Origin of the sequence: Mycolicibacterium houstonense (assembly GCF_900078665.2) — a bacterium.
In the GTDB taxonomy this organism is placed as follows: Bacteria; Actinomycetota; Actinomycetes; order Mycobacteriales; family Mycobacteriaceae; genus Mycobacterium; species Mycobacterium houstonense.
This window is the reverse complement of sequence record NZ_LT546207.1, coordinates 4,619,365-4,644,059: the sequence shown is the minus strand read 5'-3', so window position 1 is coordinate 4,644,059 and position 24,695 is coordinate 4,619,365. Positions and strand designations below refer to the sequence as shown.

The window sequence follows — 24,695 nt, the reverse complement described above, 5'->3', positions numbered from 1 at the left end:
AGATGCTCGGCCGCTGGCTCGTCGTCGGGGCCTGCATACTGGCGATCCTGAGCGGGCTGATCAGCTTCGGCGTGAGCGCCGCCGCGACAGCGGCCGTCTACGGTTCCTACTCCGCCGGCAACGGCGGGGGNGCGCGGTGCTGCTGTTCCAACGAAAGATGCTCGGCCGCTGGCTCGTCGTCGGGGCCTGCATACTGGCGATCCTGAGCGGGCTGATCAGCTTCGGCGTGAGCGCCGCCGCGACAGCGGCCGTCTACGGTTCCTACTCCGCCGGCAACGGCGGGGTGCTCAACTTGGTCACTCTGGTCTTCCCCATCGCCACGCTCGTGCTGGCCCTGCTGCCGTCCACGACCGCGTGGATCAAAGCAAAGCCGAATCCAGTTGCACCCCAGTACTATCCGCAGTACCCCGGCTGGGGCTGACCCACACGGCCCGGCCAACCAATCACGATCGGAGCAGCAGTGACCTCTGCATCAGGATCCGAGGGTCAACAAGCCGAGTGTCCGCCCGGCGAAACCCAACTGGCGGAAGCAACGGCCACGCCGGGGGTTTCGTCGAGCGGGGTCACGGCGTTCATCACAGCTGCCCTGGCCGCGATCGGCGCCCTGCTGACTCTCGGCAACGGCATCGCGGGCCTGTCCGGACTCGTCGCTCTGGCGGGCGATGCGGGCCTGCGGACCCTGGCCCTCAGAACCCCTGGCGCCCTGACCATGACCGTCCTCGCGACTCTGCTCAGTGTCGTCTGCGGGATTCTGCTCCTTGCCGGCACCGTAGCGCTGTTGCGGCGCAAGAAGATCGGACGCAGGCTCATTGTCGCCGGCTCGGTCTTGATCATCGCGGGGAGCCTGATCAGCCTCGGAATGAGCATCGCCATGACAGGTGCTTACGGAGCACCCGGAACCGGTGTGCTCGCAATCCTGAGCCTCGTTCTGCCCATCGCGACGCTGGTACTGGCCCTGCTCCCGTCGACGGCGGCGTGGACAAGAGCGAAGCAGGGACTGGTCGCGGCTACCTAGCACCGGCACATTTCCGCAGCCCGGCTTCACTGCGCAATCTGGAAAGTGCCGGCGTGTCGACATCGAGAATTCGGGGGAATCTGTGACCTATCCCAATGGGCCCTACGGCCAAGGTTTCTCGGGGCAGCCCGGCTTTCCCCAACAGCCGGGCTTTCCCCAACATCAGGGGTGGCCGCAGCAACCCGGCTACCCGGGCGGCTATCCGCTGAAGCCACCCGGCCCGAGCGGTGCCACGGCGATCTTCGCGGGCATCCTGGCGATACCGGGTGGACTCGTCGGCCTCTTCTACGTCGTACTGTCCGTATTCCTCATGTGGTCTGACCATGAATTCGACTCGGTGAGCGCCGTCTTTGGCGTGGCCGGCGCCGCCGTCGGCCTGACGCTCTTCGTCGGCGCGATCGCGCTGTTCCGACGCAAGATGATTGGCCGCTGGCTCGTTGTCGGCGGATGTGCAATCGCCATCCTGTTCGGTATCGCCGCCCTCGGCGAGACAGTTATCGGCTTCTCCGGCAACCCCAGCCGTGAACCCGCCGAAATCGGCATGACCATTCTCGTGGGCCTCGTCTTTCCCATCTTGACGCTCGTCTTGGCCATGTTGCCGTCGACCGCGAGATGGATCCTGGCGAAACAGAATGTAGTTGCGCCGCCGTACTATCCGCCATATCCGGGCTGAGCTCACCGACCAGCCGCCATTGTCACGCCAGCGTGGCTCCCGACGCCCACGGTTGCCCTGGCGTGACAAACCGGCGGATCAGCTGGCTGACGGGACCGGCTCGGGATCCGGCTTCGGCTCGATCCGCACCCGGTCGGCCGATGGACGCAGCCAGTCCGGCAACCAACGTGGCGGGTTGTCGTCGGCACCGTCGAACACCCCGCCGGTCGGGTCATCGACACGGCCACCATGACGGACCAGGTCCAGCTCCGGACGGTAGATCTGCCGAATGACCAATGCGCACAACACGATCACTGCGAGGTCTCGTAGCAGCACCGTGGTGGTGAACCACTGTTCGGGCAGACCCTTGTTCTGTTCGCCGTACAGGTACAGCATGCGCGGTACCCAGACCAGCGCGTCGATCGTCATCCACGCCAAGAGAATTCGGCGATGCGGCAGGGCCAGGACAGCCAACGGCACCAGCCACAGCGAGAACTGTGGGCTCCACACCTTGTTGGTCAGCAGGAACGCGGCCACCACCAGGAAGGCCAACTGCGCCAGCCGGGGCCGCTGTTTCGCCGTCAGCGCGATGTACCCGATAGCGATGCAGCACGACGCGAACATCACCGCGGTGACCGTGTTGAGCACCGTCGGCGGTTCCCAGAAACCCAGATCCGGGTCGAAGCCCCGCCAATTGGTGAACGACTTGACCACGTTGTACAGCGAATCCATGTCGTCCCCGCGACGGGTGTTGAGCCGGAAGAACTCTGACCACCCGCGCGGGAACATCACCATGATCGGCAGATTGACCACCAACCAGGTCACCACCGCCGTCACCGCGGCCTTGCCGACCTCGCGCAACCGTCCGGTGCGGAGCCCGAGCAGAATCAGGGGAACGAACAACAACAGCGGATACAGCTTGGCCGCCACGCCGATTCCGATCAGCGCGCCGGCCCACACCGGTTTCCGCCTGGCCCAGGCCAGCATCGCACCCGCAGCCGATGCGGTCGCCAGCGCGTCGAAGTTGGTGAACACCTGGAAGATCACGATCGGGGAACCCGCCACCAGCGCGGCGTCCCACACCCGCCGGCCGGCCATTCGGGAGGTGGCCCAGATCGTGGCCAGCCAAGCCAGCGCCAAACCGAAGGCGGCGATGTTGAAGAACATCACCACCTCGGCCACCACCGGGACCGAAACCAGTTTGGTCACCGCGGTATAGGTCTTGGCCAGGGACATGGACACGTACTGGTACAGCCCGGTGAGCACCGGATATTCCATGTAGCGGATCGCCGGGCTGCCGTCGTACTGCACGCGAGGCTTGCCGGTGGCGTCGTTCTCGACCCAGCTGGACTTGTACGGAAACTTGCCCTGGTTCAACAACTCCGCGGTGTAGAGCGGAACCGTGTCGGAATAGCACAGCTCGTAATAGGCGCGGTTGTTCTCCCAGTTGGCCACCCGCTGCCCGGCGGTGCCCGAGCCGGTCGACTGCAGGCAGGCGGCCTTGCTCGTATACCCCAGCGCCAGAAACACCACGGCGATCAGGAGCATCACCCGCAGCGGGGTCATGAAGCGCGCCCGGCCGATCAACGCGTGGCGACCGACGGGCCCACCCACGGTCTGCGACAGCGCCTCGGCCAGCCGGTCGTTGCGGCTGGGGAGGTCGCGATCGTCGTCACTCCGCCGGTCTTCTGCCGGCGGAGCCGGCGAGTCCAGCCCAGCCAGCGGAGCGGGCGATACCCGATCCGTCACGGAGGCGGCGGTGGCACCGGGACGCCCGGAGCGCCGGGCACGACGGGAGCTCCCGGCGGCGGCCCGATGGGCACGGTCGTCGGAGGGCCGATCGGGATCGTAATGCCCGGGGCCACTTCGATGGTCGGCTGAATCACGGTCTCCGACGGCATCACCGTGATCGGCGGGCCGGTCGGGGTCGTTCCCGGTGGCGGCGCGGCCGGGGCCTGCGGCACACCGGCATAGCCACCGATCTCGGTCGGCTTCGGGAACGTCTCCTTGTCGGTACCTTCCAGAGCGCCGTCCATGGTGGCTTTCCAGATGTCCGACGGCAGACCGGACCCGTAGATCGAACCACCCGACGGGGTCTTCAACGGTTTCACGCCCTCGGTGGTACCCACCCAGACCGCGGTCGAAAGCGACGGCGTGTACCCGACCATCCAGGCGTCGCGGTTGTCGCCGGTGTCGCCGAGCTGGTTGGTGCCCGTCTTGGCGGCCGACGCGCGCCCACCGGCCAGGTTGTGCCCGCGCGAATATCCCGCGATCGGCTGCATCGCCGCCGAGACGTTGTCGGCCACCGCCTTGTCGATGCGTTGCTCGCCGTTGTCCTGCGAGGAGGCGTCGAACAACACCTGTCCGGAGGAGTTCACCACCTTCTGGACGAAGTGCGGCTTGTGGTAGACGCCGGAGGCCGCCAGCGTTGCGTACGCCGAGGCCATGTCGATCACCCGGGACTGGTACTGACCGAGCACCACGCCGTTGTTGGGCGGGCCGCCCTTCCCGTCCTCGGACAGCGTGTGCTCGACGCCGGGGAAGCTTTCGGCGACGCCGGCGTCGTGCGCGGCCTTGGCCACGTCCTCGGGGCCGTTTTCGAGTTTCAGCATCAGCCGGTAGTAGCTGGTGTTCAGCGACCGCTTGAGCGCCTCGGCGATCGAGCAGGTGCCGCAGCCTTCACCTTCGACGTTGCTGATCTTGATGCCGTTGACGGTCAGGGGTCCACTGTCCACCTGATAGCCCAGGCCGATGCCCTGCTGCAGGGCGGCGACCAGAGCGAACACCTTGAACGACGAACCGGTCGGCAGACCGGCCTGCGCGAAGTCGAAGCCGTTGGCGTCCGAGCCGCCGTAGTACGCCTTGACCGCGCCGTCGCGTGGATCGATCGACACCACCGCGGTCCGCATGTCGGGCTCCTGCCCGTCCATGTACTTCTCCACCGCCTCCTCGGCGGCCTGCTGCGCCTGCGGGTCGATGGTGGTGGTGATCTGCAGACCCTCGGTGTTCAGGGCCTGCTCGCTGATGTCGAACAGGTCGAGCAGTTCCTTGGTGACCTGACGTTCGATCAGGCCGTTCGGACCGGTGGTCTGGTTCTGCTGACGGGCCAGGTCGGGCGGCACGGTCGGCGGGAACACCTGTTGAGCACGCTCGTTGGCCGGCAGCGCGCCCATGTCGACCATGCCGTCGAGCACCCAGTTCCAGCGTTCGGCGGCCCCCTCGGGATCGACCGCGGGATCCAATGTCGACGGACGCTGGATCAGGGCGGCCATCAACGCACCCTCGGCGACGTTGAGCTGCTCGACCGGCTTGTCGAAGTAGGCCTTGGCGGCCGCCGCGATCCCGTAGGAGCCGCGGCCGAAGTAGATCATGTTCAGATACGCCTGCATCACAGCGTCTTTGGACCATTCGCTGGCCATCTTGGTGGAGATCACCAGTTCCTTGGCCTTGCGGATCAGACCGCCGATGCCCGAACGCTCGTCACCGACCAACGCGTTCTTGACGTACTGCTGGGTGATCGTGGATCCGCCCTGCAGGTCACCGCCCACCAGGTTGTTCTTGATCGCACGCAGCAGCGCGGTGAACGAGAAGCCCGGATTCGAGTAGAAGTCGCGATCCTCGGCGGCCATCACCGCGTCACGTACGTGCACCGGAATCTTGTCGATGTTCACGTCGACCCGGTTGCCCTCGGGCGGCACGATCTTGGCGATCTCGCTGCCGTCACTGGCCAGGATCGTCGACACCTGCGCGGTGCGGATGTCACCGGGCTGGGGAACGTCGACGATGGCGTAGGCCATCCCGAACGTCACCAGCGGCAGCAGGATCATCGCCACCACCGCGGCGATCAGCCCGCGCCGGACCAGCTTCCAGTTGACGTGGAACTGGCGGGCCCGTGGCTCCGACGGGTCCGACGAGCCGGGACCTCGGCCGTCCCCGGACCGCGGCGGCGGAGATTTGGGTGGCGGCGGCTTGGGTGGCGGCGTGCCGTCCATCGCAGCCTTGACGACATCCAGCGGCGCCGGCCGACCGTCGCGCACCGGAGGCAGGATCGCGGTGAGCCGATCATCGGGCGGGACGCTGGACCGGGAACGACTCGTGGGCCCGCTCTCACGTGGCGCCGGGCCGGTGTCGCGGACCGGTGGCCGCTTGTCCCGCGCCTGCGGTCGGCCCTCGTTCGCCGGTGGCCGGTTGTCGCGCGCGCCGAGGCGGTCAGCCGCGCTACGGGCGTCGTTGGCTGACCGGCTATGGCGCCCTTCGTTATTCACTGGCCGTACGCGCGGACTTGCGCGTGGATCGGGTACCACGGGCCTTCGGCGGCCGAGGCGCGCCGAGCACATAGGACTTGACCAGATGATTCCAACTGCAGGTGCGGCATACCTCCACCACATGGACCGCGAACTCGTCGTAACGAGTTGCCAACATCACCAGCTCCTCCGCGGTGCGCGCCGAGCCCGAGACCGGGCCCAGATGATCACCGAAAACCCACGACACCAGCGTGAGCTGCTCTTTACGGCAGATCGGGCACATCACCGAGCTTTGTTTGCCGTGGAATTTCGCAGCGCGCAGCAGGTACGGGTTGGCGTCACAGACCTCCGAGACGCCGGTGCGCCCCGAATAGACCTCAGCCAGCAGGGACCGTCGCCGAAGCGCGTAGTCCACCACCTGTCTCTGCAATCGCACGATGACCAGAGTACGTCGGCCCCCTGGACACCGAGGCGCGACCGCGTCACAGCTCCTACGATCATCTTCCGTGGCGACACGGCAGACCTCGACTACCCGGGCCAAAGACAGTGATCGCAATGACACCTGCAAGGTGCTCGACAACGCGCTGAGCGAAGGCCAGTTGTCCATGGAGGAGCACCGCCAACGGGTTGCGGCGGCCACCAACGCGACCACGCTGGGCGATCTGGCCGGCCTGGTCGACGATCTGCAGAACTCGAACGCGCCGGTACAACTGCCCGAGCTGTCCAAGCCCCGGATGCCGCGGATCCCCCGAACGCAGGCACCCGGGTGGGGCCTGCGGCTGGCCATGGCCGTCGTACTGGTCATCTTCGGCATCGGGATCGGCTGGGGCCTGTACGGCAACACGTCATCGCCGCTGAGTTTCAATCCCGACCCGGGGGCGGTGCCCGACGGCATCGCCCCGGTGGTGCTGACCCCGCCGCGGCAACTGCAATCACTCAACGGCTTCAACGGGCTGTTCGCCCAGATGCGCCAGAAGTTCGGCAACACCATGGGCTTCGAACTGCACATCGACCCGGACTCTGCGATGGTCTACCGGCCCGACCCGCAGGACAGCCGCAAGAAGGTCTATTACCGCTACACCGGCGGGTGGGGCGATCCCAGCTCGGATCCGCGCAATGTCGAGGACGACGACCGCCTCGTCGACCTCGCGGCCTTCGATTACGAGAAGACCCTCGGCGTGATGCGCGGCGCTCCCGACACCCTCAACACCAAGCGGGACGACGTCGACAGCACCTGGTTGCGCATCACCCCGTCGGAGGATCCGTCCACTCCCGAGGCCATCAACGTCTCGGTGATCGTCAGCAGCGATTTCGGCGGTGGGTCCATCGACCTGTACCCGGACGGCACCGTCAAGGGCATGTACCGCAACAGCTGATAGTCGGCAGTCACCAACACGTCGTCACGCTGGGGTGACGCTCGCGTTCGAGAGCAACTCCGGCGTCACGCTCGCGCGCGGAAACGGCCAACACTTGGCATCAAATATATCGGCGCGATACAGTTTGGCGAGGTGTTGATCCGTCGTAGCGATCAATTCCATCTGATCTGTCGAAAGGGGGTGATCTCGGTGCTGGAGCTCGCGATCCTCGGCCTCTTGCTCGAATCACCCATGCACGGCTACGAGCTGCGCAAGCGTTTGACGGGTCTGTTGGGGGCGTTCCGAGCGTTCTCGTATGGGTCGCTCTACCCGGCACTACGTCGCATGCAGGCCGACGGCCTGATCGTCGAGGACGCCGCACCCTTGGGACCGACCAAGGTGCGCCGGGCTCGTCGGGTGTATCAGCTGACCGATGCCGGTAAGCAGCGGTTCACCGAGCTGGTCGCCGACACGGGACCACAGAACTTCTCCGACGACGGATTTGGTGTCCACCTTGCCTTCTTCAACCGCACCCCAGCCGAGGCCAGGATGCGAATTCTGGAGGGGCGGCGTCGTCAGGTGGAGGAACGCCGGGAAGGTCTGCGTGAAGCCGTGGCGCGGGCCAGCAGTTCGTTCGACCGCTACACCCGTCAGCTGCACCAGCTGGGCCTGGAGTCCAGCGAACGAGAAGTGAAATGGCTCAACGAGTTGATCGCGGCCGAACGTACGGCGCAGGGGCGCCCAGAAAACATATGAGCACAGCTCCGTACGAGGCCCCCCAGGCCGAGCACACAGAACGAGTAAGGAGATCGTCCATGTCTGAGCACTCAGGAGAAATCCGGGTCGCCATTGTCGGCGTCGGTAACTGCGCATCGTCCCTGGTCCAAGGCGTGCAGTACTACCACAACGCCGACGAGAACGCGTCCGTGCCGGGCCTGATGCACGTGAAGTTCGGCCCGTACCACGTGCGCGACGTGAAGTTCGTGGCCGCGTTCGACGTGGACGCCAAGAAGGTCGGCTTCGACCTGTCGGAGGCCATCTTCGCCTCCGAGAACAACACCATCAAGATCGCCGACGTGCCGCCCACCAACGTGACGGTGCAGCGCGGCCCGACGCTGGACGGCATCGGCAAGTACTACGCCGACACCATCGAGGTCTCCGACTTCGAGCCCGTCGACGTGGTGCAGGCCCTCAAGGACGCCAAGGTCGACGTGCTGGTCTCCTACCTGCCGGTGGGCTCCGAAGAGGCCGACAAGTTCTACGCCCAGTGCGCCATCGACGCCGGCGTGGCCTTCGTCAACGCCCTTCCGGTGTTCATCGCCTCGGACCCGGTGTGGGCCAAGAAGTTCGAGGATGCGGGCGTCCCGATCGTCGGCGACGACATCAAGAGCCAGGTCGGCGCCACCATCACCCACCGCGTGATGGCCAAGCTGTTCGAGGACCGCGGCGTCACACTGGACCGCACCTACCAGCTCAACGTCGGCGGCAACATGGACTTCCTGAACATGCTGGAGCGCTCGCGCCTGGAGTCCAAGAAGGTGTCCAAGACCCAGGCCGTCACCTCCAACCTGACCGGCTCGCTGGCCGGCAAGGTCGAGGACAAGAACGTCCACATCGGCCCGTCCGACCACGTCGCCTGGCTCGACGACCGCAAGTGGGCCTACGTGCGCCTCGAGGGCCGCGCCTTCGGTGACGTGCCGCTGAACCTGGAGTACAAGCTCGAGGTCTGGGACTCGCCGAACTCGGCCGGCGTGATCATCGACGCGGTGCGTGCCGCCAAGATCGCCAAGGACCGCGGCATCGGAGGCCCCATCGAGGCGGCCTCGGCCTACCTGATGAAGAGCCCGCCGAAGCAGATCGCCGACGATGTCGCGCGCACCGAGCTGGAGACCTTCATCGAAGGCTAGATCCTCTTGCCTCAGTGGGCGGCCAGGTGAAACCTGGCCGCCCACTTGGTATTTGAGGGGCCGCAGCGTGGTTCGCGGCGTTGTGAGTCCTACCACAAGTGGGCGGATAAACTGGATCTATTCAAGAAAACAACTACGCTGGGAGGCGCAGTAAACATCCGACAGTGACGAATAGAGGTACCCGTGGCCCTGATCAACAAGCAGATCAAGCCGTTCTCCGCGACCGCCTACAAAAACGGCTCATTCATTCCCGTGTCGGACGCCGACATCAAGGGCAAGTGGGCCATCTTCTTCTTCTACCCGGCCGACTTCACCTTCGTCTGCCCGACCGAGCTCGGCGACCTGGCTGACCATTACGAGGAGCTTCAGCGCCTCGGCGTCGAGGTGTTCTCGGTGTCCACCGACACCCACTTCACCCACAAAGCCTGGCACGACTCGTCCGAAACGATCGGCAAGATCCAGTACGCCATGATCGGCGACCCGACCCTGCAGATCAGCACCGACTTCGAGGTGCTCCGTGAGGACCAGGGCCTGGCCGACCGCGGCACCTTCCTGGTCGACCCCGACGGCGTCATCCAGTTCACCGAGGTCACCGCCGAGGGCATCGGCCGCAACGCCGCCGAGCTGGTCCGCAAGGTCAAGGCCGCCCAGTACGTTCGCAACCACCCGGGCGAGGTCTGCCCGGCCAAGTGGGAAGAGGGCGAAGAGACCCTGGCCCCGTCGCTGGAACTCGTCGGCAAGATCTAGCTCTCCGCCGCTGTCGACGGTACGGGCCCGGTCCGCCCGGCCCGTACCGCTCGCCAGAACCTCTGCCCACCACAGTTTTTCGGGCCGCAGCCGGCCCAGCCAGTCCCCTCATCGATGGAGTTGATCCGCATGCTCGACACCTCACTCGCCGGCCAATTGAAGTCCCTACTGGAGCGGTTGACCGCGCCGATCGAGCTGGTGTCCTCCCTCGATGACGGCGCCAAGTCCGCCGAACTCGCCGAACTGCTCACCGAGATCGCGGCGATGTCGGACAAGATCACCTATTCGCGCGCCGACGACGACGCCCGGCGGCCATCGTTCGCGATCCGCCGCACCGGCACCGATGTCGAGGTGCGGTTCGCCGGTATCCCCCTCGGCCACGAGTTCTCCTCGCTGGCCCTGGCGCTGCTGCAGGTCGGTGGATACCCGTCGAAGGAAGCCCCCGAACTGCTCGAGCAGGTGCGGAACCTCGACACCGACCTGCACTTCGAGACCTACTTCTCGCTGTCCTGCCAGAACTGCCCCGACGTGGTGCAGGCCCTGAACCTGATGGCGATCCTCAACCCGCGCATCACCCACGTCGCCATCGACGGCGCGCTGTTCAAAGACGAGGTCGAACAGCGCAAGGTGCTGGCCGTGCCCACCGTGTTCCTCAACGGTGAGATGTTCGACTCGGGCCGCATGACCCTCGAGCAGATCATCGGCAAGGTCGACGTCGGCGCCGCGCAGCGCACCGCCGAGGCGATCACCGAGAAGGACCCCTTCGACGTGCTGGTGGTCGGTGGCGGACCCGCGGGAGCCGCAGCCGTAATCTACGCTGCCCGCAAGGGAATTCGCACCGGTGTGGTTGCCGAGCGGTTCGGCGGTCAGGTGCTCGACACCATGGCGATCGAGAACTACATCTCCGTCCCGCACACCGAGGGACCGAAGTACGCCGCGGCGCTGGAAGCCCACGTCAACGAGTACGACGTCGACGTGATGAAGACCCAGCGCGGCGCGAAGCTGCTGCCCGCGATCGACGAGGGCGGGCTCATCGAGATCTCGCTGGAAAGCGGCGCCTCGCTGACCGCGCGCACCGTCATCCTGGCCACCGGCGCCCGCTGGCGCGCGATGGACGTGCCCGGTGAGGCCGAGTACCGCAACAAGGGCGTCACCTACTGCCCGCACTGCGACGGACCGCTGTTCAAGGGCAAGCGGGTCGCCGTCGTCGGCGGCGGCAACTCCGGCGTGGAGGCGGCGATCGACCTGGCCGGCGTCGTCTCCCACGTGACGCTGATCGAATTCGATTCGGTGCTGCGCGCCGACGAGGTGCTGCAGCGCAAGCTCCGCAGCCTGCCCAATGTCGACATCCTGCTGAGCACGCTGACCACCGAGGTCCTCGGCGACGGCGACCAGGTGACCGGCCTGACCTATCAGGACCGCACCACGGGCCAGTCGCACAACCTCGAGCTGCAGGGCGTCTTCGTCCAGATCGGTCTGCTGCCCAACACCGAGTGGCTCGAGGGCAGCGTCGAGCTGTCCAAGCGCGGCGAGATCGTCATCGACGAGCGCGGCCAGACGTCGGTCCCCGGTGTGTTCGCCGCCGGCGACTGCACCACGGTGCCGTTCAAGCAGATCGTCATCGCCGCCGGAGCCGGCGCGACGGCAGCGCTGTCCGCATTCGATCACCTGATCCGGACCACCGCCCCGGTCGGCAGCTGAGGGCGGCCCGGCTCCGGAGTAATGTCCGCAGACGTGGCCCCGGAGATTTCTGACGAGGAACTGCTGACCCTCGACGAGTTCGCGCTGCTGCCCGAGAACGCCGAGCAAATCGGTGTGAATGGGCCGCTGCCGGCGGTCGAGCGCATCGAGCAGGGACCGATCAGCGCGCTGAAGTTCGGCACCGACGCCCCTCGGGTGGTGTTCCTGCACGGCGGCGGCCAGAACGCCCACACCTGGGACACCGTGATCCTGGGGCTCGGTGAGCCCGCGCTGGCGGTCGACCTGCCCGGCCACGGCCGCTCCGCCTGGCGCGAGGACGGCGACTACGGTCCCAAACTCAATGCGGCCAGCCTGATTCCGGTGCTCGAGGCACTCGCCCCCGAACCACGGCTGGTGGTCGGGATGTCACTGGGCGGGCTGACCGCACTGCGGATCGCGGCCACCGAACCCCGGCTGGTGCCCGAACTCGCGCTCGTCGACGTCACCCCGTCGGCACCCGAACGCCACAACGAGATGACCAAGGCCCAGATGGGCACCGTGGCCCTGGTCCAGGAGCACCGCACCTTCCCGACGTTTCAGTCCATGCTCGACGTGACCATCGCCGCGGCCCCGCATCGAGACCGGAAATCGTTGCGGCGCGGCGTCTTCCACAACTCCAAGCAGCTCGAGGACGGCACCTGGACCTGGCGCTACGACTCGTTCCGCAAGGGCGACGGGTTTGAGGGGCTGTGGGACGACGTTCCGGCGATCACCATGCCCACCACCCTGATCCGCGGCGCGAACTCGTTCTTCGTCAACGACGAGGACGCCGAGACGTTCTCCGGGACCGCACCGGGCTTTCAGCGCACCCATGTGGTGGCCGACTCCGGACACTCCGTGCAGGGCGATCAGCCCGCCCGGCTGGTGGAGATCCTGCGCGGCATTCTCGGTAGCTAGCAGGTTGCCTGCTGTTAACCCGCTGCTAGTTCAGCTCCCGTAGGTTTCCGCGAGTCCGGCCGCTCAGCCCGCGGCCGGTGTCTGGCGGAAGGATCTGCGCGGAATGCCGCTCGTACCGTTGAATCTGTTTGTCACCCACCGTGGAACGTCGTCGCGTCAGCACGTGACCTGCCGCTACCGATGTGGTGACGCATGTTCGAAGCCGGCCCCGAACACCAGTGACAACCAGTATTTCGGCGACATCGTCAAGCAGATGTCACGCCGGTCGATGCTGCAGGCCGCCGGTGTCACGGTGCTGGCCGTCGGCGCCGGATCGGCGCTTGCCGCCTGCGGTACCGACACCAAGACCGGACAGACGCCGTCACCGGCCGCGCTGCCGGTCGAGACGCCACCCGGCATGAAGTTCGCCGCGGTGGCCCCGAACACGGAAGACGCCGTGGTGATCCCGGACGGTTACCAGCAGCGGGTGGTGATCGCGTGGGGCGACCCGGTGTTGCCCGACGCCCCGATGTTCGACGTCAACCGGCAGACCGCCGACGCCCAGCGCAAGCAGTTCGGCTTCAACAACGACTTCGCCGCACTGCTGCCGGTCGCAGGGCAGGCCAACCGGTACCTGTTGGTGACCAACTTCGAGTACGTGACACCGGAGTTCATGTTCCCCGGCTACAACGCCGAGGCACCCACCCGTGAGCAGTTCGACATCGAGATCGCCGCGGTCGGCATGGGTGTGGTCGAGGTGGAGCGGGGCGCCGACGGCGCGCTGAAGCCGGTGATGGGCCGCTACAACCGCCGGATCACGGCGGATACTCCGTTCACGCTGACCGGACCCGCGGCGGGCACCGACTTCGTCAAGACCGCCGCCGACCCCACCGGACGCACCGTGGCAGGCACCTTCGCCAATTGCGCGGGCGGCGTGACGCCTTGGGGCACAGTGCTTTCGGGCGAAGAGAACTTCCACGGCTACTTCGGGGCCGGCGAAGGGGCTCCGGCGCCGAAACCGGCTGACGCCGAACGCTACGACCGCTACGGCGTCGAGCACGAGCGCTCCGAGCTCAAGTGGGAAGACTTCGACCCGCGTTTCGACCTGACCAAGACCCCGAACGAGGTCAACCGCTTCGGCTACGTCGTCGAACTCAACCCGTGGGATCCGGCCTCGACGCCGGTCAAACACTCGGCGCTGGGCCGGTTCAAGCACGAGGGCGCCAACGTCTACGTCACCGGCGACGGCAGCGTGGTGGTCTACACCGGTGACGACGAACGCTTCGACTACATGTACAAGTTCGTCTCCGCCAAGAAAATCGCACCCGGCTGGAAGACCGGGGATCCCGCCGCGATGGCCCACAACATGACCCTCCTCGATGAGGGCACGTTGTACGTGGCCAAGCTGAGCAGCGACATCCCCGCCGGAGAGATCGACGGCACCGGCAAGCTGCCGGTCAAGGGCTCGTTCTCCGGTTCCGGGACCTGGATCCCCCTGCTGAAGTCCGGACCGAACGGACAGGCCGAATCGCTCGTCGAGGGCATTACCGCCCAGGAGGCGGCAGTGTTCACCCGTATCGCCGCCGACAAGGCCGGCGCCACGAAGATGGACCGGCCCGAGGACTTCGAGGCCAACCCGCGCACCGGCAAGGTCTACGTGGCGCTGACCAACAACGACAAGCGCGGAACCGAAGGCAAGGCCGGCGTCGACGCCGCCAACCCGCGCAACGAGAACAAGAACGGCCAGGTCCTGGAGATCACCGACAACCACACCGGCACCGACTTCACCTGGGATCTGCTGTTGGTGTGCGGTGACCCCAGGGCGGCCGACACCTACTACGCCGGGTTCGACAAGGAGCGGGTCAGCCCGATCTCCTGCCCGGACAACCTGGCCTTCGACAGCCACGGCAACCTGTGGATCTCGACCGACGGCAATGCGCTCGACGCCAACGACGGACTGTTCGCGGTGGCGCTCGACGGCCCGAACCGCGGTGAGACCAAGCAGTTCCTCACCGTGCCGGTCGGGGCCGAGACGTGCGGGCCGGTGGTGACCGACGAACTCGTCACGGTCTGTGTGCAGCATCCGGGCGAGGGTGACGATCACAGCCTGGACAAGCCGTTGTCGCACTGGCCGGGAGGCGCCGACACTCCCGCGCGGCCCGCCGTGGTCGCGGTGTGGAAGCCCGGCGGCCAGATCGGCACCGTCTGAGCTCTTGCGCGAAGACCATCCGGCACTTGAGTAGGCTCGAGAAAGTGAGCCATCCCATTCGCATTGGCGTGCAACTGCAGCCGCAGCATTCTCCCAAGTACAGCCATATCCGCGATGCGGTGCGCCGCTGTGAGGACATCGGCGTCGACATCGCCTTCAACTGGGATCATTTCTTCCCGCTCTACGGTGATCCCGACGGCGCGCACTATGAGTGCTGGACGATGCTGGGCGCCTGGGCCGAGCAGACGTCGCGCATCGAGATCGGCGCCCTGGTGAGCTGCAACTCCTACCGCAACCCCGAACTGCTGGCCGACATGGCCCGCACCGTCGACCACATCTCCGATGGCCGGCTCATTCTCGGCATCGGAAGTGGTTGGAAACAAAAGGATTACGACGAGTACGGCTATGAGTTCGGCACCGCGGGCAGCCGGCTTGACGACCTCGCACAGGCGCTGCCCCGGATCGAGGCCCGGCTGGCCAAGCTGAACCCGGCACCCACCAGGGAGATCCCGATCCTGATCGGCGGCCAGGGCGAACGCAAGACCCTGCGGCTGGTGGCCGAGCATGCCGACATCTGGCACGCCTTCGTCGACCGGAACACCTACCCGGGCAAGGCGGAGGTGCTCGCCGAGCACTGCGGGATCACCGGACGGGATCCGGCCACCGTGCAGCGCTCGGCCGGGGTGCAAGAATCCGGCGGCATCGACGCGATGCTGGCCGAGGCCGATGCGCTGGCCGATCTCGGGGTCAGCATCCTCACCGTCGGGGTCAACGGGCCCGACTACGACCTGACCGCCGCCGAGGCGCTCTGCCGGTGGCGCGACGGCCGCAACGCAAAGATCAGCGGATGAGCTGAGGGCACTCGCATCACCCTTCGCATCCACCCGTGAGAAACTTGCGCATCGCCAACGCACGGGGGGTGTGCGTCCCAACTCAATGGGGGAGTTAACAAGGGTGCCGAAAAACTACGGGGTCAAGGAGAAAGATCAGGTTGTCACGCACATCATCAACCTGGTGATGACGGGCAAGCTGCGCTCCGGTGACCGCATCGACCGCAACGAGATCGTCCGCGACCTCGGGCTGAGCCGCGTTCCGATCCAGGAAGCGGTGGTTCAGCTCGAGCACGACGGTATCCTCTCGACCCGCTACCACCGTGGCGCGTTCGTCTCCCGGTTCGACGAGGCGACCGTGGCCGAACATCACGAGCTGTACGGGATCCTCAACGGCATCGCCTCGGCCCGCTGCGCCACCAACCCCACGCCGCGCATCCTCGCTCACCTCGATGACACGTTGCGGATCATGCGCGCAGCAAAGGACACCAGGTCCTTCCAGGAGGCCTGCTGGGTGTACCGCGACGCGATCAACGACGAGTACGCCGGACCGCGCCTGCACGCCACGATCCGCGCAGGCAAGAGCTTCGCCCCCTCGGAGTTCTGGATCAGCTACCCGAAGGCCAAGGCCGACTTTCTGCCCAGCTACGAGGCCGAAACCAGCGCCATCCACGCCCATGATCCCGACGGTGCCCGCCGGGCCTGCACCGAGCGCGCCGACCTGATGGCGCAGATCATGATCGCCGAGCTCACGCGGCGTGGAGTGTTCGGCGACTTGCGGTCCCCTTGAGCGGAATCACTCATCACCGGACATCCGGCCACTAGGTTGCATCAAATGGACGTCAGACGATCGGCCGCGCTGCTGACCACGGTCCTGATGCTGCTGGGGCTGGTGTGTGCAGCACCGGTCGCAGCGGACGTCGACCAATGTGCGCCGCCCGGCGTGGACAGTGCCAGCGCGCTGCCCACCAACCTGGCCGCCGCGGCCACCGGGCCCGGCGCCGACAAGTACACGACACCCACGGTGGCCCCGCTGAACACCATCCGCCCCGAGAACCTGGGGCTGGGCACGCCGGGCGTCCTGACCGTCGGCACGCTGTCGGACGCACCGCCCAGCATCTGTATCAACTCGGCCGGGCAGTTCACCGGATTCGACAACGAGTTGTTGCGCGCCATCGCCGACAAGCTGGGCCTGCGGATCAATTTCGTCGGCACCGACTTCTCCGGTCTGCTGGCCCAGACCGCATCCCGCCGGTTCGACGTGGCGTCCTCCTCGATCACCACCACCGACGCCCGGCGACGCACCGTCGGCTTCACCAACGGCTATGACTTCGGCTACTTCTCGCTCGTCGTGCCCACCGGGTCACCGATCACCGGGTTCGGCCAGCTCGCCGCCGGACAACGCATCGGGGTCGTGCAGGGCACCGTGCAGGAGGCCTACGTCATCGACACGCTGCATCTGCAGCCGGTGAAGTTCCCCGACTACAACACCGTCTACGCCAGCCTCAAGACCCGTCAGATCGACGCCTGGGTGGCCCCGTCCCAGCAGGCATCGGGCACGGTGCAGCCCGGTGACCCGGCTCAGATCATCGAAAACACCTTCAGCCTGGACAATTTCGTGGCGTGGGCGGTGGCCAAGGAGAACCGGCCGCTGATCGACGCGCTGAACTCCGGACTGGACGCGGTCATCGCCGACGGCACCTGGGCCAGGCTCTACTCCGACTGGGTCCCGCGCGCGCTGCCGCCCGGCTGGAAGCCCGGATCCAAGGCCGCACCCACTCCCCAACTGCCCGACTTCGCGGCGATCGCCGCCGGTCGGGAACAACCGGCCGCCGGGGCCCCGGTCGCACCGAAATCCACCCTCTCGCAACTGGCGGACTCGTTTCTCGATTGGGACCTGTACAAGCAGGCGATCCCCGATCTGTTCCGTACCGGCCTGCCCAACACGCTGATCCTGACCGTGAGCGCGAGCATCATCGGCCTGGCGCTCGGGATGGTGCTGGCGGTTGCCGGCATCTCGCGGTCCCGGTGGCTGCGCTGGCCGGCCCGGGTCTACACCGACATCTTCCGCGGCCTGCCCGAAGTGGTGATCATCCTGCTGATCGGGCTGGGCATCGGGCCGGTCGTCGGATCCCTCACCGGGAACAGCCCCTATCCCCTCGGCATCGCGGCGCTGGGGCTGATGGCTGCGGCCTACATCGGGGAGATCTTCCGCTCCGGCATCCAGAGCGTGGAGCCCGGACAGCTGGAAGCCTCTCGCGCACTGGGCTTCAGCTATGCCTCGTCGATGCGCCTGATCGTCGTCCCGCAGGGAATTCGGCGGGTTTTGCCGGCGCTGATGAACCAGTTCATCTCACTGCTGAAGGCATCGTCGCTGGTGTACTTCCTCGGCCTGGTGGCCAGCCAACGGGAGCTGTTCCAGGTGGGCCGAGATCTCAACGCGCAGACCGGAAATCTGTCGCCGCTGGTGGCGGCCGGGTTGTTCTATCTGCTGCTGACCATCCCGCTGACCCATCTGGTGAACTACGTCGACAACCGGCTGCGCCGAGGACGTCCCCCGACCGAGGAGGACCCCCTGCCCCCGGCGACCACCCAGGAGATGATCTGATGTCGGCACCACAGCCAGTTGCGCTGGCCGCCAAGGATGTTCACCTGTCATTCGGACCGAACGCGGTGCTGCGCGGGGTGGATCTCGACGTTCCGGCCGGCACCACGACCGCCGTGATCGGACCGTCCGGCTCCGGGAAGTCGACGCTGCTGCGCACCCTCAATCGGCTCTATGAGCCCGATCGCGGCGACATCCTGCTCGACGGCCGCTCGGTGCTCGCCGACAATCCCGACCAGCTGCGTCAGCGCATCGGCATGGTGTTCCAGCAGTTCAACCTGTTCCCGCACAAGACCGTGCTGGACAACGTCATCCTGGGCCCGCGCAAGCTCAAGGGGCTCAGCGCCGACCATGCCCGCACCCTGGGACTGGAGCAACTCGACCGGGTTGGCCTGCGCCACAAGGCCGATGTACGTCCGAGCACACTGTCGGGCGGTCAGCAGCAGCGCGTCGCGATCGCGCGGGCGCTCGCCATGGCCCCGCAGGTGATGTTCTTCGACGAGGCCACCTCGGCGCTGGACCCCGAGCTGGTGAAGGGCATCCTGGAGCTGATGGCCGAGCTGGCCGCCGAGGGGATGACGATCCTGGCGGTCACCCACGAGATGGGCTTCGCCCGCTCCACCGCCGACGCGGTGGTCTTCATGGATCACGGCAAGGTGGTCGAATCGGGCCCGCCGGACCAGATTTTCGAGGCGGCGGAAACAGATCGGCTGCGCCGCTTCCTGTCGCAGGTTCTGTAAGGGTGACGGGAAACCCCTTCACCAAACCCGACAAGCTGACGACCTGTCAGCTCCAGACAGGTTAGACTAGCGAATTATGACGGAGCACGATCCGCAGGTCACAGAGTTGGCCGGGGAGCTACAACGAGTGCTCTCCAAGGTGTTCTCGGTGCTGCGTCGTGGCGACACCAACAAGGGCACCGCCGGAGAGCTCACGCTGGCCCAGCTCTCGATCCTGCTCACCCTGCTCGACCAGGGCCCGATCCGGATGACCGAGCTGGCCGCCCGCGAGCGCGTTCGCACCCCCACCACCACCGTGGCGATCCGCCGGCTCGAGAAGCTGGGTCTGGTCAAACGGTCGCGTGACCCCTCCGACCTGCGTGCGGTCCTGGTCGAGGTGACTCCGCGCGGCCTGGTGCAGCACCGTGAGTCGCTGGCGGCCCGTCGGGCCGATCTGGCCGCCCGGCTGGCCAACCTGAGCCCGGAGGATCTCGCCACCCTCGCCACCGCGCTGGCCCCGCTGGAGCGGCTGGCCAGCCAGAACGAGCCGGCCCAGGCGGCCGCAAAAACCGAGTGACCGGCTAACCCAGCCAGTCCAGCACCGCCGCGGCGGTCCACGACTGTTGCATGCTGCCCAGGGGTTCTCCGGTGAACGGCTCGTAGTACTCGGCAAAAGTGCCATCGCTGGCCTGGCGGAGACCTTCCTGTCGCAGCAGCCGGGCCCGTTCGGCCCAGCCCCGCCGCGCGAAGCACCACGAGAACAGCCAGGTCATCACCGGCCACACCGGCCCGCGCCAGTATTCGCGGGGGCGGAAGTCCCGCGACACGGGCGACGTCGACGGGATCAGGCCGTACCGCAGGTCCGGGTGGCCACAGAACCGCGGCCCCTCGAGCAGACGTAGCAACGCGCGTTCCCGATCGTGCGGCAATCCGCCACACAGCAACGGCGCGAACTGCGCCACGGTCTCGGTAGGCACCCATTTCTTGGCGCGGACGTCGTAATCCCTTGCCGCGCCGGTGCGTTCGTCCGTGGTCTCGACCACGCCGGACCGGAACCGCTCCGCCCACGAATAGAGATCGCGGACGTCGGCATGCGGGCGCTTGTAGTCCTCGCCGATCTCGGCCAGCACCTGACAGGCGACCGAGAAGATGGCCGAGACGAACACGTCCTCGACCGCGAAGCTCATCACCTTGGGCAGCAGATCGTCGTCGTAGCGAACGGATTTCATCTCTTCGAGCAGCCACAGGTACCGGTCGTACTCGAGATCGCTGGGACGCTGCGTCGCGTCGGTGATGATCGCGTTGTCCTCACGCTGATACTCCGGCACGTCGCCGGGAACCACGTTGGCGTAGGCGCTGTCCCAGCGCGGTGAGTTGTCCATCCCGGACTCCCAGCCGTGATACAGCGTGATGCGGCCGTGCCCGTCCTGATCACGCATCTCGGCCAGCCAACGATGCCACCGCCCCAGGTCCACCCACCGCCGGTCCAGGAACGCCGCCGCCACCGCCCGGGTGGACCGGCCCCGGCTGCGGGCGTGGTCGAGGATCCGCTGCACCGCGATCGCATGCACGGGCGGCTGCGTGATGCCCGAGGTGTGCCTGGCCCGGGGCGCGTTGGCCGCCAGCGCCGAGGTGGCCCACCGGGCCGGGCCGGGAAAGTAGCCGTCGACACCGTTGGCGAACACGATGTGCGGGATCATCCCGTTGCGCCACTGTGCCGAGAGCAGGGTGTCGAGTTCCACCACGGCGCGCTCCACGCTCAGTGGGGCCAGCCCGATCGCCACGAATGCCGCATCCCAGCTCCACATGTGCGGATACAGCAGTGGCGCCGCAGTGGTCATCACCCCCAGGTCGTTGCCGCGCAGCAGGTAGGCGGCCCGCGCGGCGAGCTGGGTGGGTGCGAAGCTGGGATCCGGTGGCATTCCTACCATGATGCGACTCCGCCGCCCGGTCCGCAGGTCGGCCCCGTCACTTTCAGCGTCACAGTAACGTTGCAGTCGTGCCGACTGCATTGATCACCGGAGCCGCCGGCGGCATCGGATCGGCGATTGCCGCTGCCCTTGCTCCCACCCACACGCTGCTGCTCGCCGGGCGCCCGTCCGCGCGGCTGGACGCACTCGCCGAGCGGCTCGGCGCGCCCACCTGGCCGCTGGACCTGACCGACCCCGATTCGATCGAGGCCGCCACCGAGGTGCTCGCCGAACTCGACGTGCTGGTGCACAACGCCGGCGTGCTCTACCCGGGCCGGGTGTCGGAGTCCATCGCCGAGCAGTGGCGGGCCTCCTTCGAGGTCAACGTCACCGGTGCGGTGGCGCTCACCCTGGCCCTGCTACCGGCCCTACGCGCCGCCCGCGGTCACGTGGTGTTCATCAACTCCGGTGCCGGACAGAAGGTTTCGCCCGGCATGGCGTCGTACTCGGCCAGCAAGTTCGCGCTGCGGGCCTTCGCCGATTCGCTGCGCGCCGACGAGCCGACGCTGCGGGTCACCTCGATCTTCCCGGGCCGCACCGACACCGAGATGCAACGTAGCCTCGTGGCCTACGAAAGTGCGGTGACCGACGGCGCAGGTGATTACGACCCGGCCAAGTTCCTCAAGCCCGAGACCGTCGCCGGGCTGGTGGCCACCGCCGTCACCACCCCGCCCGATGGGCATGTGCACGAAATCGTGGTCCGCCCCGGGTGATTTGTGCACCTCGCGTAACGGTCAGCGTTACCGGAGGTACACCAATCACTAGACGACGAGGTTGACCAGCCGGCCGGGCACCACGATGACCTTCTTCGGCGTGGCGCCGTCGAGGAAGGCCTGCACCTTCTCGTCGGCCAGTGCGGCGGCCTCGAGCGCCGCCTTGTCTGCGTCGGCGGCCACGGTGATCTTGCCGCGCACCTTGCCGTTGACCTGGACCGGGAACTCGATGGTGTCATCCACCAGGTATTGCGGGTCGGCGACCGGGAACGGCCCGTGCGCCAGCGAGGTGTCGTGGCCCAACCGCTTCCACAACTCCTCGGCCAGATGCGGGGCCAGCGGGGCCACCATGAGCACCAGCGGTTCGACCGCGGCGCGTGCCGACACCCCGGCCTTGGTCAGATGATTGGTGTACTCGATCAGCTTGGCCGCCGCGGTGTTGTTGCGAAGTGCCGCATAGTCTTCGGTCACCCCGGCGATCGTGCGGTGCAGGATCTTGAGGGTGTCGGTGTCGAGCGCCTCGTGTGCGGCGACGTCGGTGGCCCCGGTCTCCTCATCGACCACCACACGCCACACCCGCTGCAAGAAGCGGTGGGCGCCGACGACGTCCTTGGTGGCCCACGGCCGCGACGCCTCCAACGGTCCCATCGACATCTCGTACACGCGCAGGGTGTCCGCACCGTACTCGTCGCAGATCTCGTCGGGTGAGACGGAGTTCTTCAGGCTCTTGCCGATCTTGCCGAACTCCTGGTTGACCTCCATCTCGCCATCCGGCCCGGTCCAGAAGAACTTCCCTTCGCGCTCAACGACTTCGGCCGCAGGCACATAGCTGCCGCGGGAATCGGTGTAGGCGAACGCCTGGATGTAGCCCTGGTTGACCAGACGGCGGTACGGCTCGCTCGAGCTGACGTGCCCCAGGTCGAACAGCACCTTGTGCCAGAAGCGCGAGTACAGCAGGTGCAGCACCGCATGCTCGACGCCGCCGACGTAGAGATCCACCCCGCCCGGATCGTTCGGGCCGTGCTCGGCGGGCCGTGGGCCCATCCAGTAGGCCTCGTTCTCCTTGGCGCACAATTCTTCCGAGTTGTGCGGATCGGTGTAGCGCAGCTCGTACCAGGAGCTGCCCGCCCACTGCGGCATCACGTTGGTGTCGCGGGTGTAGGTCTGCAGCCCGTCCCCGAGATCCAGCTCGACGTGAACCCATTCGGTGGCCTTGCCCAGCGGGGGCGACGGCTCGCTGTCGGCGTCATCGGGGTCGAACGACACCGGCGAATAGTCCGGGACGTCCGGAAGTTCCACGGGCAGGGCCGATTCGGGCAGCGGGTGGGCGCGGCCGTCGGCGTCGTAGACGATCGGGAACGGCTCGCCCCAATACCGCTGCCGCGCGAACAACCAGTCCCGCAGCTTGTATTCGATGCGGGCGCGCCCGCGGCCGTCGGCCTCCAGGTGCTCGATGACCTTTGCCTTGGCCTCGGCCACCGACAGGCCGTCGAGGTAGCCCGAGTTCACCATGGTGCCGTCGCCGTTGTACGCCGACACCGAGATGTCGCCACCCGCAACCACTTCGATGATGGGCAGGCCGAACTCCGTGGCGAAGTCCCAGTCACGCTGGTCACCGCCCGGCACCGCCATGATGGCGCCGGTGCCGTAGCCGGCCAGCACATAGTCGGCGATGAAGATCGGGACCTGCGCGCCGTTGACCGGATTGGCGGCATAGGCGCCGAGGAACACGCCGGTCTTGGTCTTGTTCTCCTGGCGCTCCAGATCCGACTTGGCGGCGATCGCGGCGCGGTAGGCGGCGATCGCCTCGGCCGGCGTGGCGGCACCGTAGGTCCACCGCGAATCGGTGCCCTCGGGCCAGGAGTCGGCCGCCAGCGCATCCACCAGATCGTGCTCGGGTGCCAGCACCAGATAGGTGGCCCCGAACAGGGTGTCCGGGCGGGTGGTGAACACCTCCACATCGCCTGCGGCGGTACCGAATTCGACGGAGGCGCCGGTGGACCGGCCGATCCAGTTCCGCTGCATGGTCTTGACCTTGTCCGGCCAGTCCAGCGCGTCCAGGTCGTCGAGCAGCCGGTCGGAGTAGGCGGTGATGCGCATCATCCACTGCCGCAGGCGCTTGCGGAACACCGGGAAGTTGCCGCGGTCGCTGCGGCCGTCGGCGGTGACCTCTTCGTTGGCCAGCACCGTGCCCAGCCCCGGGCACCAGTTCACCATCGAGTCGGCCCGGTACACCAGCCGGTAGCCGTCGATCACGTCGGCCCGCTCGCCGGCGGACAGCTCGGCCCACGCCCGTCCATCATCGAGAGTTCGTGCGCCGGACTCGAATTCGGCCACCAGCTCGGCGATGGGCCGGGCCTTCTTGGCCGTGGTGTCGAACCAGGCGTTGTAGATCTGCAGGAAGATCCACTGCGTCCACTTGTAGAAGTCGACGTCGGTGGTGGCGAAGCTGCGCCGCGAGTCGTGGCCCAGCCCCAGCCGGCCCAGCTGCCTGCGGAAGTTGACGATGTTGGCCTCGGTGCGGACCCGGGGATGGGTCCCGGTCTGCACGGCGTACTGCTCGGCCGGCAGGCCGAAGGCGTCGAAGCCGAGAGCGTGCAGCACGTTGCGGCCGGTCATCCGGTAGTAGCGGGCATAGACGTCGGTGGCGATGTAGCCCAGCGGGTGCCCGACGTGCAGGCCTTCACCGGACGGGTAGGGGAACATGTCCTGCACGAACATCTTGTCGGCGGGGACCGGCGAGCCGTCCTGCGGCGCCAGCGAGCCCACCGGATTGGCCACGTTGAAGGTTCCGAGCTTGTGCCACTGCTCCTGCCAGGCGCGCTCGATCTGGCCCGCCAGCTCCGCGTTGTAACGGTGCTGCGGGGTCTCTTCCGCACGCGAGGAGGACAAATCAGGCTCTGATTGCCCTGGCTGGGAGGTGGTGGCGCGTTCGATCACGCCGTTCAGGGTATAAGGCCACGGTTTGAGCAGCTCACCACCCGTCTTCCGGCTCCGTTGGCCACGGCTTGGTATCGGTTGCGTCGCGGCACAGTCAGGGGTTGGTTCCAGGTCGATTGAGTTGCTGGTGGCAGGCGGTCGGCCGTGGATAGTCTCGGCGCCTAGTGAAGGAC

21 protein-coding genes are annotated in these 24,695 nt (G+C 67.0%); 16 read left to right on the top strand and 5 right to left on the bottom strand.

Going from position 1 to position 24,695, the window contains the following annotated elements; translation table 11 throughout:
* Nucleotides 1–157: 157 nt before the first annotated feature.
* The 3 genes from BN4332_RS23255 (at nt 158) to BN4332_RS23245 (ending at nt 1,688) form a co-directional block, all read left to right on the top strand.
* Nucleotides 158–421, top strand: a complete 264-nt coding sequence (locus BN4332_RS23255) for a hypothetical protein (RefSeq protein WP_066901856.1) — start codon at nt 158–160, stop codon at nt 419–421.
* Nucleotides 422–460: 39 nt separating this feature from the next.
* Nucleotides 461–1,015, top strand: a complete 555-nt coding sequence (locus tag BN4332_RS23250) for an ABC transporter permease family protein (RefSeq protein ID WP_066901855.1) — start codon at nt 461–463, stop codon at nt 1,013–1,015.
* 82 nt (nt 1,016–1,097) lie between these two features.
* Nucleotides 1,098–1,688: a hypothetical protein gene (locus tag BN4332_RS23245; RefSeq protein ID WP_066901854.1), complete on the top strand. Its 591-nt coding sequence runs from the start codon at nt 1,098–1,100 to the stop codon at nt 1,686–1,688.
* 78 nt (nt 1,689–1,766) lie between these two features.
* Here BN4332_RS23245 and BN4332_RS23240 read toward each other — a convergent pair whose 3' ends face one another.
* From BN4332_RS23240 to BN4332_RS23230, 3 genes are read right to left on the bottom strand one after another with little or no spacing between them, the layout of a single operon-like run.
* A complete protein-coding gene (locus BN4332_RS23240; RefSeq protein ID WP_235654178.1) occupies nt 1,767–3,416 on the bottom strand; it encodes a glycosyltransferase family 87 protein in 1,650 nt (549 codons plus the stop codon).
* Nucleotides 3,413–5,932, bottom strand: a complete 2,520-nt coding sequence (locus tag BN4332_RS23235; RefSeq protein ID WP_200820337.1) for a transglycosylase domain-containing protein — start codon at nt 5,930–5,932, stop codon at nt 3,413–3,415. The genes BN4332_RS23240 and BN4332_RS23235 overlap by 4 nt, the downstream gene beginning before the upstream one ends.
* Nucleotides 5,925–6,347, bottom strand: coding sequence for a DUF5318 family protein (locus tag BN4332_RS23230; protein WP_066901853.1), 423 nt, complete (start codon nt 6,345–6,347; stop codon nt 5,925–5,927). Before BN4332_RS23230 ends, BN4332_RS23235 begins: the two co-directional genes overlap by 8 nt.
* 70 nt (nt 6,348–6,417) lie before the next feature.
* Between BN4332_RS23230 and BN4332_RS23225 the strand changes: the two genes are divergently transcribed.
* The 12 genes from BN4332_RS23225 to BN4332_RS23170 all read left to right on the top strand — a co-directional run bounded on the left by BN4332_RS23225 (nt 6,418) and on the right by BN4332_RS23170 (nt 19,476).
* On the top strand, nt 6,418–7,287 hold the full coding sequence (locus BN4332_RS23225; protein ID WP_096866973.1) for a DUF1707 SHOCT-like domain-containing protein: 870 nt from the start codon (nt 6,418–6,420) through the stop codon (nt 7,285–7,287).
* Nucleotides 7,288–7,476: 189 nt separating this feature from the next.
* Nucleotides 7,477–8,022 carry a PadR family transcriptional regulator gene (locus BN4332_RS23220; RefSeq protein WP_066901873.1) on the top strand — a complete coding sequence of 182 codons (546 nt, stop codon included), beginning with the start codon at nt 7,477–7,479 and terminating at the stop codon, nt 8,020–8,022.
* Nucleotides 8,023–8,081: 59 nt separating this feature from the next.
* The gene (locus tag BN4332_RS23215; protein ID WP_066901851.1) at nt 8,082–9,173 is read left to right on the top strand and encodes an inositol-3-phosphate synthase; all 1,092 of its coding nucleotides are present in this window, start codon (nt 8,082–8,084) and stop codon (nt 9,171–9,173) included.
* 183 nt (nt 9,174–9,356) lie between these two features.
* On the top strand, nt 9,357–9,920 hold the full coding sequence (gene ahpC, locus BN4332_RS23210) for an alkyl hydroperoxide reductase subunit C (protein ID WP_066901850.1): 564 nt from the start codon (nt 9,357–9,359) through the stop codon (nt 9,918–9,920).
* A gap of 129 nt (nt 9,921–10,049) precedes the next feature.
* Nucleotides 10,050–11,621 (top strand): alkyl hydroperoxide reductase subunit F, encoded by a 1,572-nt coding sequence (gene ahpF / locus BN4332_RS23205; protein WP_066901872.1) that lies wholly within the window; start codon nt 10,050–10,052, stop codon nt 11,619–11,621.
* A 21-nt stretch (nt 11,622–11,642) separates the two neighbouring features.
* Nucleotides 11,643–12,557, top strand: coding sequence for an Rv0045c family esterase (locus BN4332_RS23200; RefSeq protein WP_066901849.1), 915 nt, complete (start codon nt 11,643–11,645; stop codon nt 12,555–12,557).
* Nucleotides 12,558–12,660: 103 nt separating this feature from the next.
* A complete protein-coding gene (locus BN4332_RS23195) occupies nt 12,661–14,745 on the top strand; it encodes a PhoX family protein (RefSeq protein WP_066901848.1) in 2,085 nt (694 codons plus the stop codon).
* Between the two features lie 44 nt (nt 14,746–14,789).
* On the top strand, nt 14,790–15,596 hold the full coding sequence (locus BN4332_RS23190; RefSeq protein ID WP_074133159.1) for an LLM class F420-dependent oxidoreductase: 807 nt from the start codon (nt 14,790–14,792) through the stop codon (nt 15,594–15,596).
* A gap of 103 nt (nt 15,597–15,699) precedes the next feature.
* Nucleotides 15,700–16,365, top strand: coding sequence for a GntR family transcriptional regulator (locus tag BN4332_RS23185; RefSeq protein ID WP_066901846.1), 666 nt, complete (start codon nt 15,700–15,702; stop codon nt 16,363–16,365).
* Between the two features lie 45 nt (nt 16,366–16,410).
* Nucleotides 16,411–18,183, top strand: coding sequence for an ABC transporter substrate-binding protein/permease (locus BN4332_RS23180; RefSeq protein WP_066901845.1), 1,773 nt, complete (start codon nt 16,411–16,413; stop codon nt 18,181–18,183).
* Nucleotides 18,183–18,920 carry an amino acid ABC transporter ATP-binding protein gene (locus BN4332_RS23175; protein WP_066901844.1) on the top strand — a complete coding sequence of 246 codons (738 nt, stop codon included), beginning with the start codon at nt 18,183–18,185 and terminating at the stop codon, nt 18,918–18,920. Before BN4332_RS23180 ends, BN4332_RS23175 begins: the two co-directional genes overlap by 1 nt.
* A gap of 76 nt (nt 18,921–18,996) precedes the next feature.
* Entirely contained in the window at nt 18,997–19,476 is a 480-nt protein-coding gene (locus BN4332_RS23170; protein WP_066901843.1) for a MarR family winged helix-turn-helix transcriptional regulator, read from the top strand.
* A 4-nt stretch (nt 19,477–19,480) separates the two neighbouring features.
* On the opposite strand, the gene ggh is transcribed toward BN4332_RS23170, so the two are convergent.
* The gene (ggh, locus tag BN4332_RS23165) at nt 19,481–20,821 is read right to left on the bottom strand and encodes a glucosylglycerate hydrolase (protein ID WP_066901842.1); all 1,341 of its coding nucleotides are present in this window, start codon (nt 20,819–20,821) and stop codon (nt 19,481–19,483) included.
* A gap of 77 nt (nt 20,822–20,898) precedes the next feature.
* Between ggh and BN4332_RS23160 the strand changes: the two genes are divergently transcribed.
* Complete coding sequence (locus tag BN4332_RS23160; protein ID WP_066901841.1) at nt 20,899–21,582, top strand: SDR family oxidoreductase; 684 nt, start codon at nt 20,899–20,901, stop codon at nt 21,580–21,582.
* A 48-nt stretch (nt 21,583–21,630) separates the two neighbouring features.
* On the opposite strand, the gene leuS is transcribed toward BN4332_RS23160, so the two are convergent.
* Entirely contained in the window at nt 21,631–24,474 is a 2,844-nt protein-coding gene (gene leuS, locus BN4332_RS23155; protein ID WP_066901871.1) for a leucine--tRNA ligase, read from the bottom strand.
* Between the last annotated feature and the right edge of the window lie 221 nt (nt 24,475–24,695).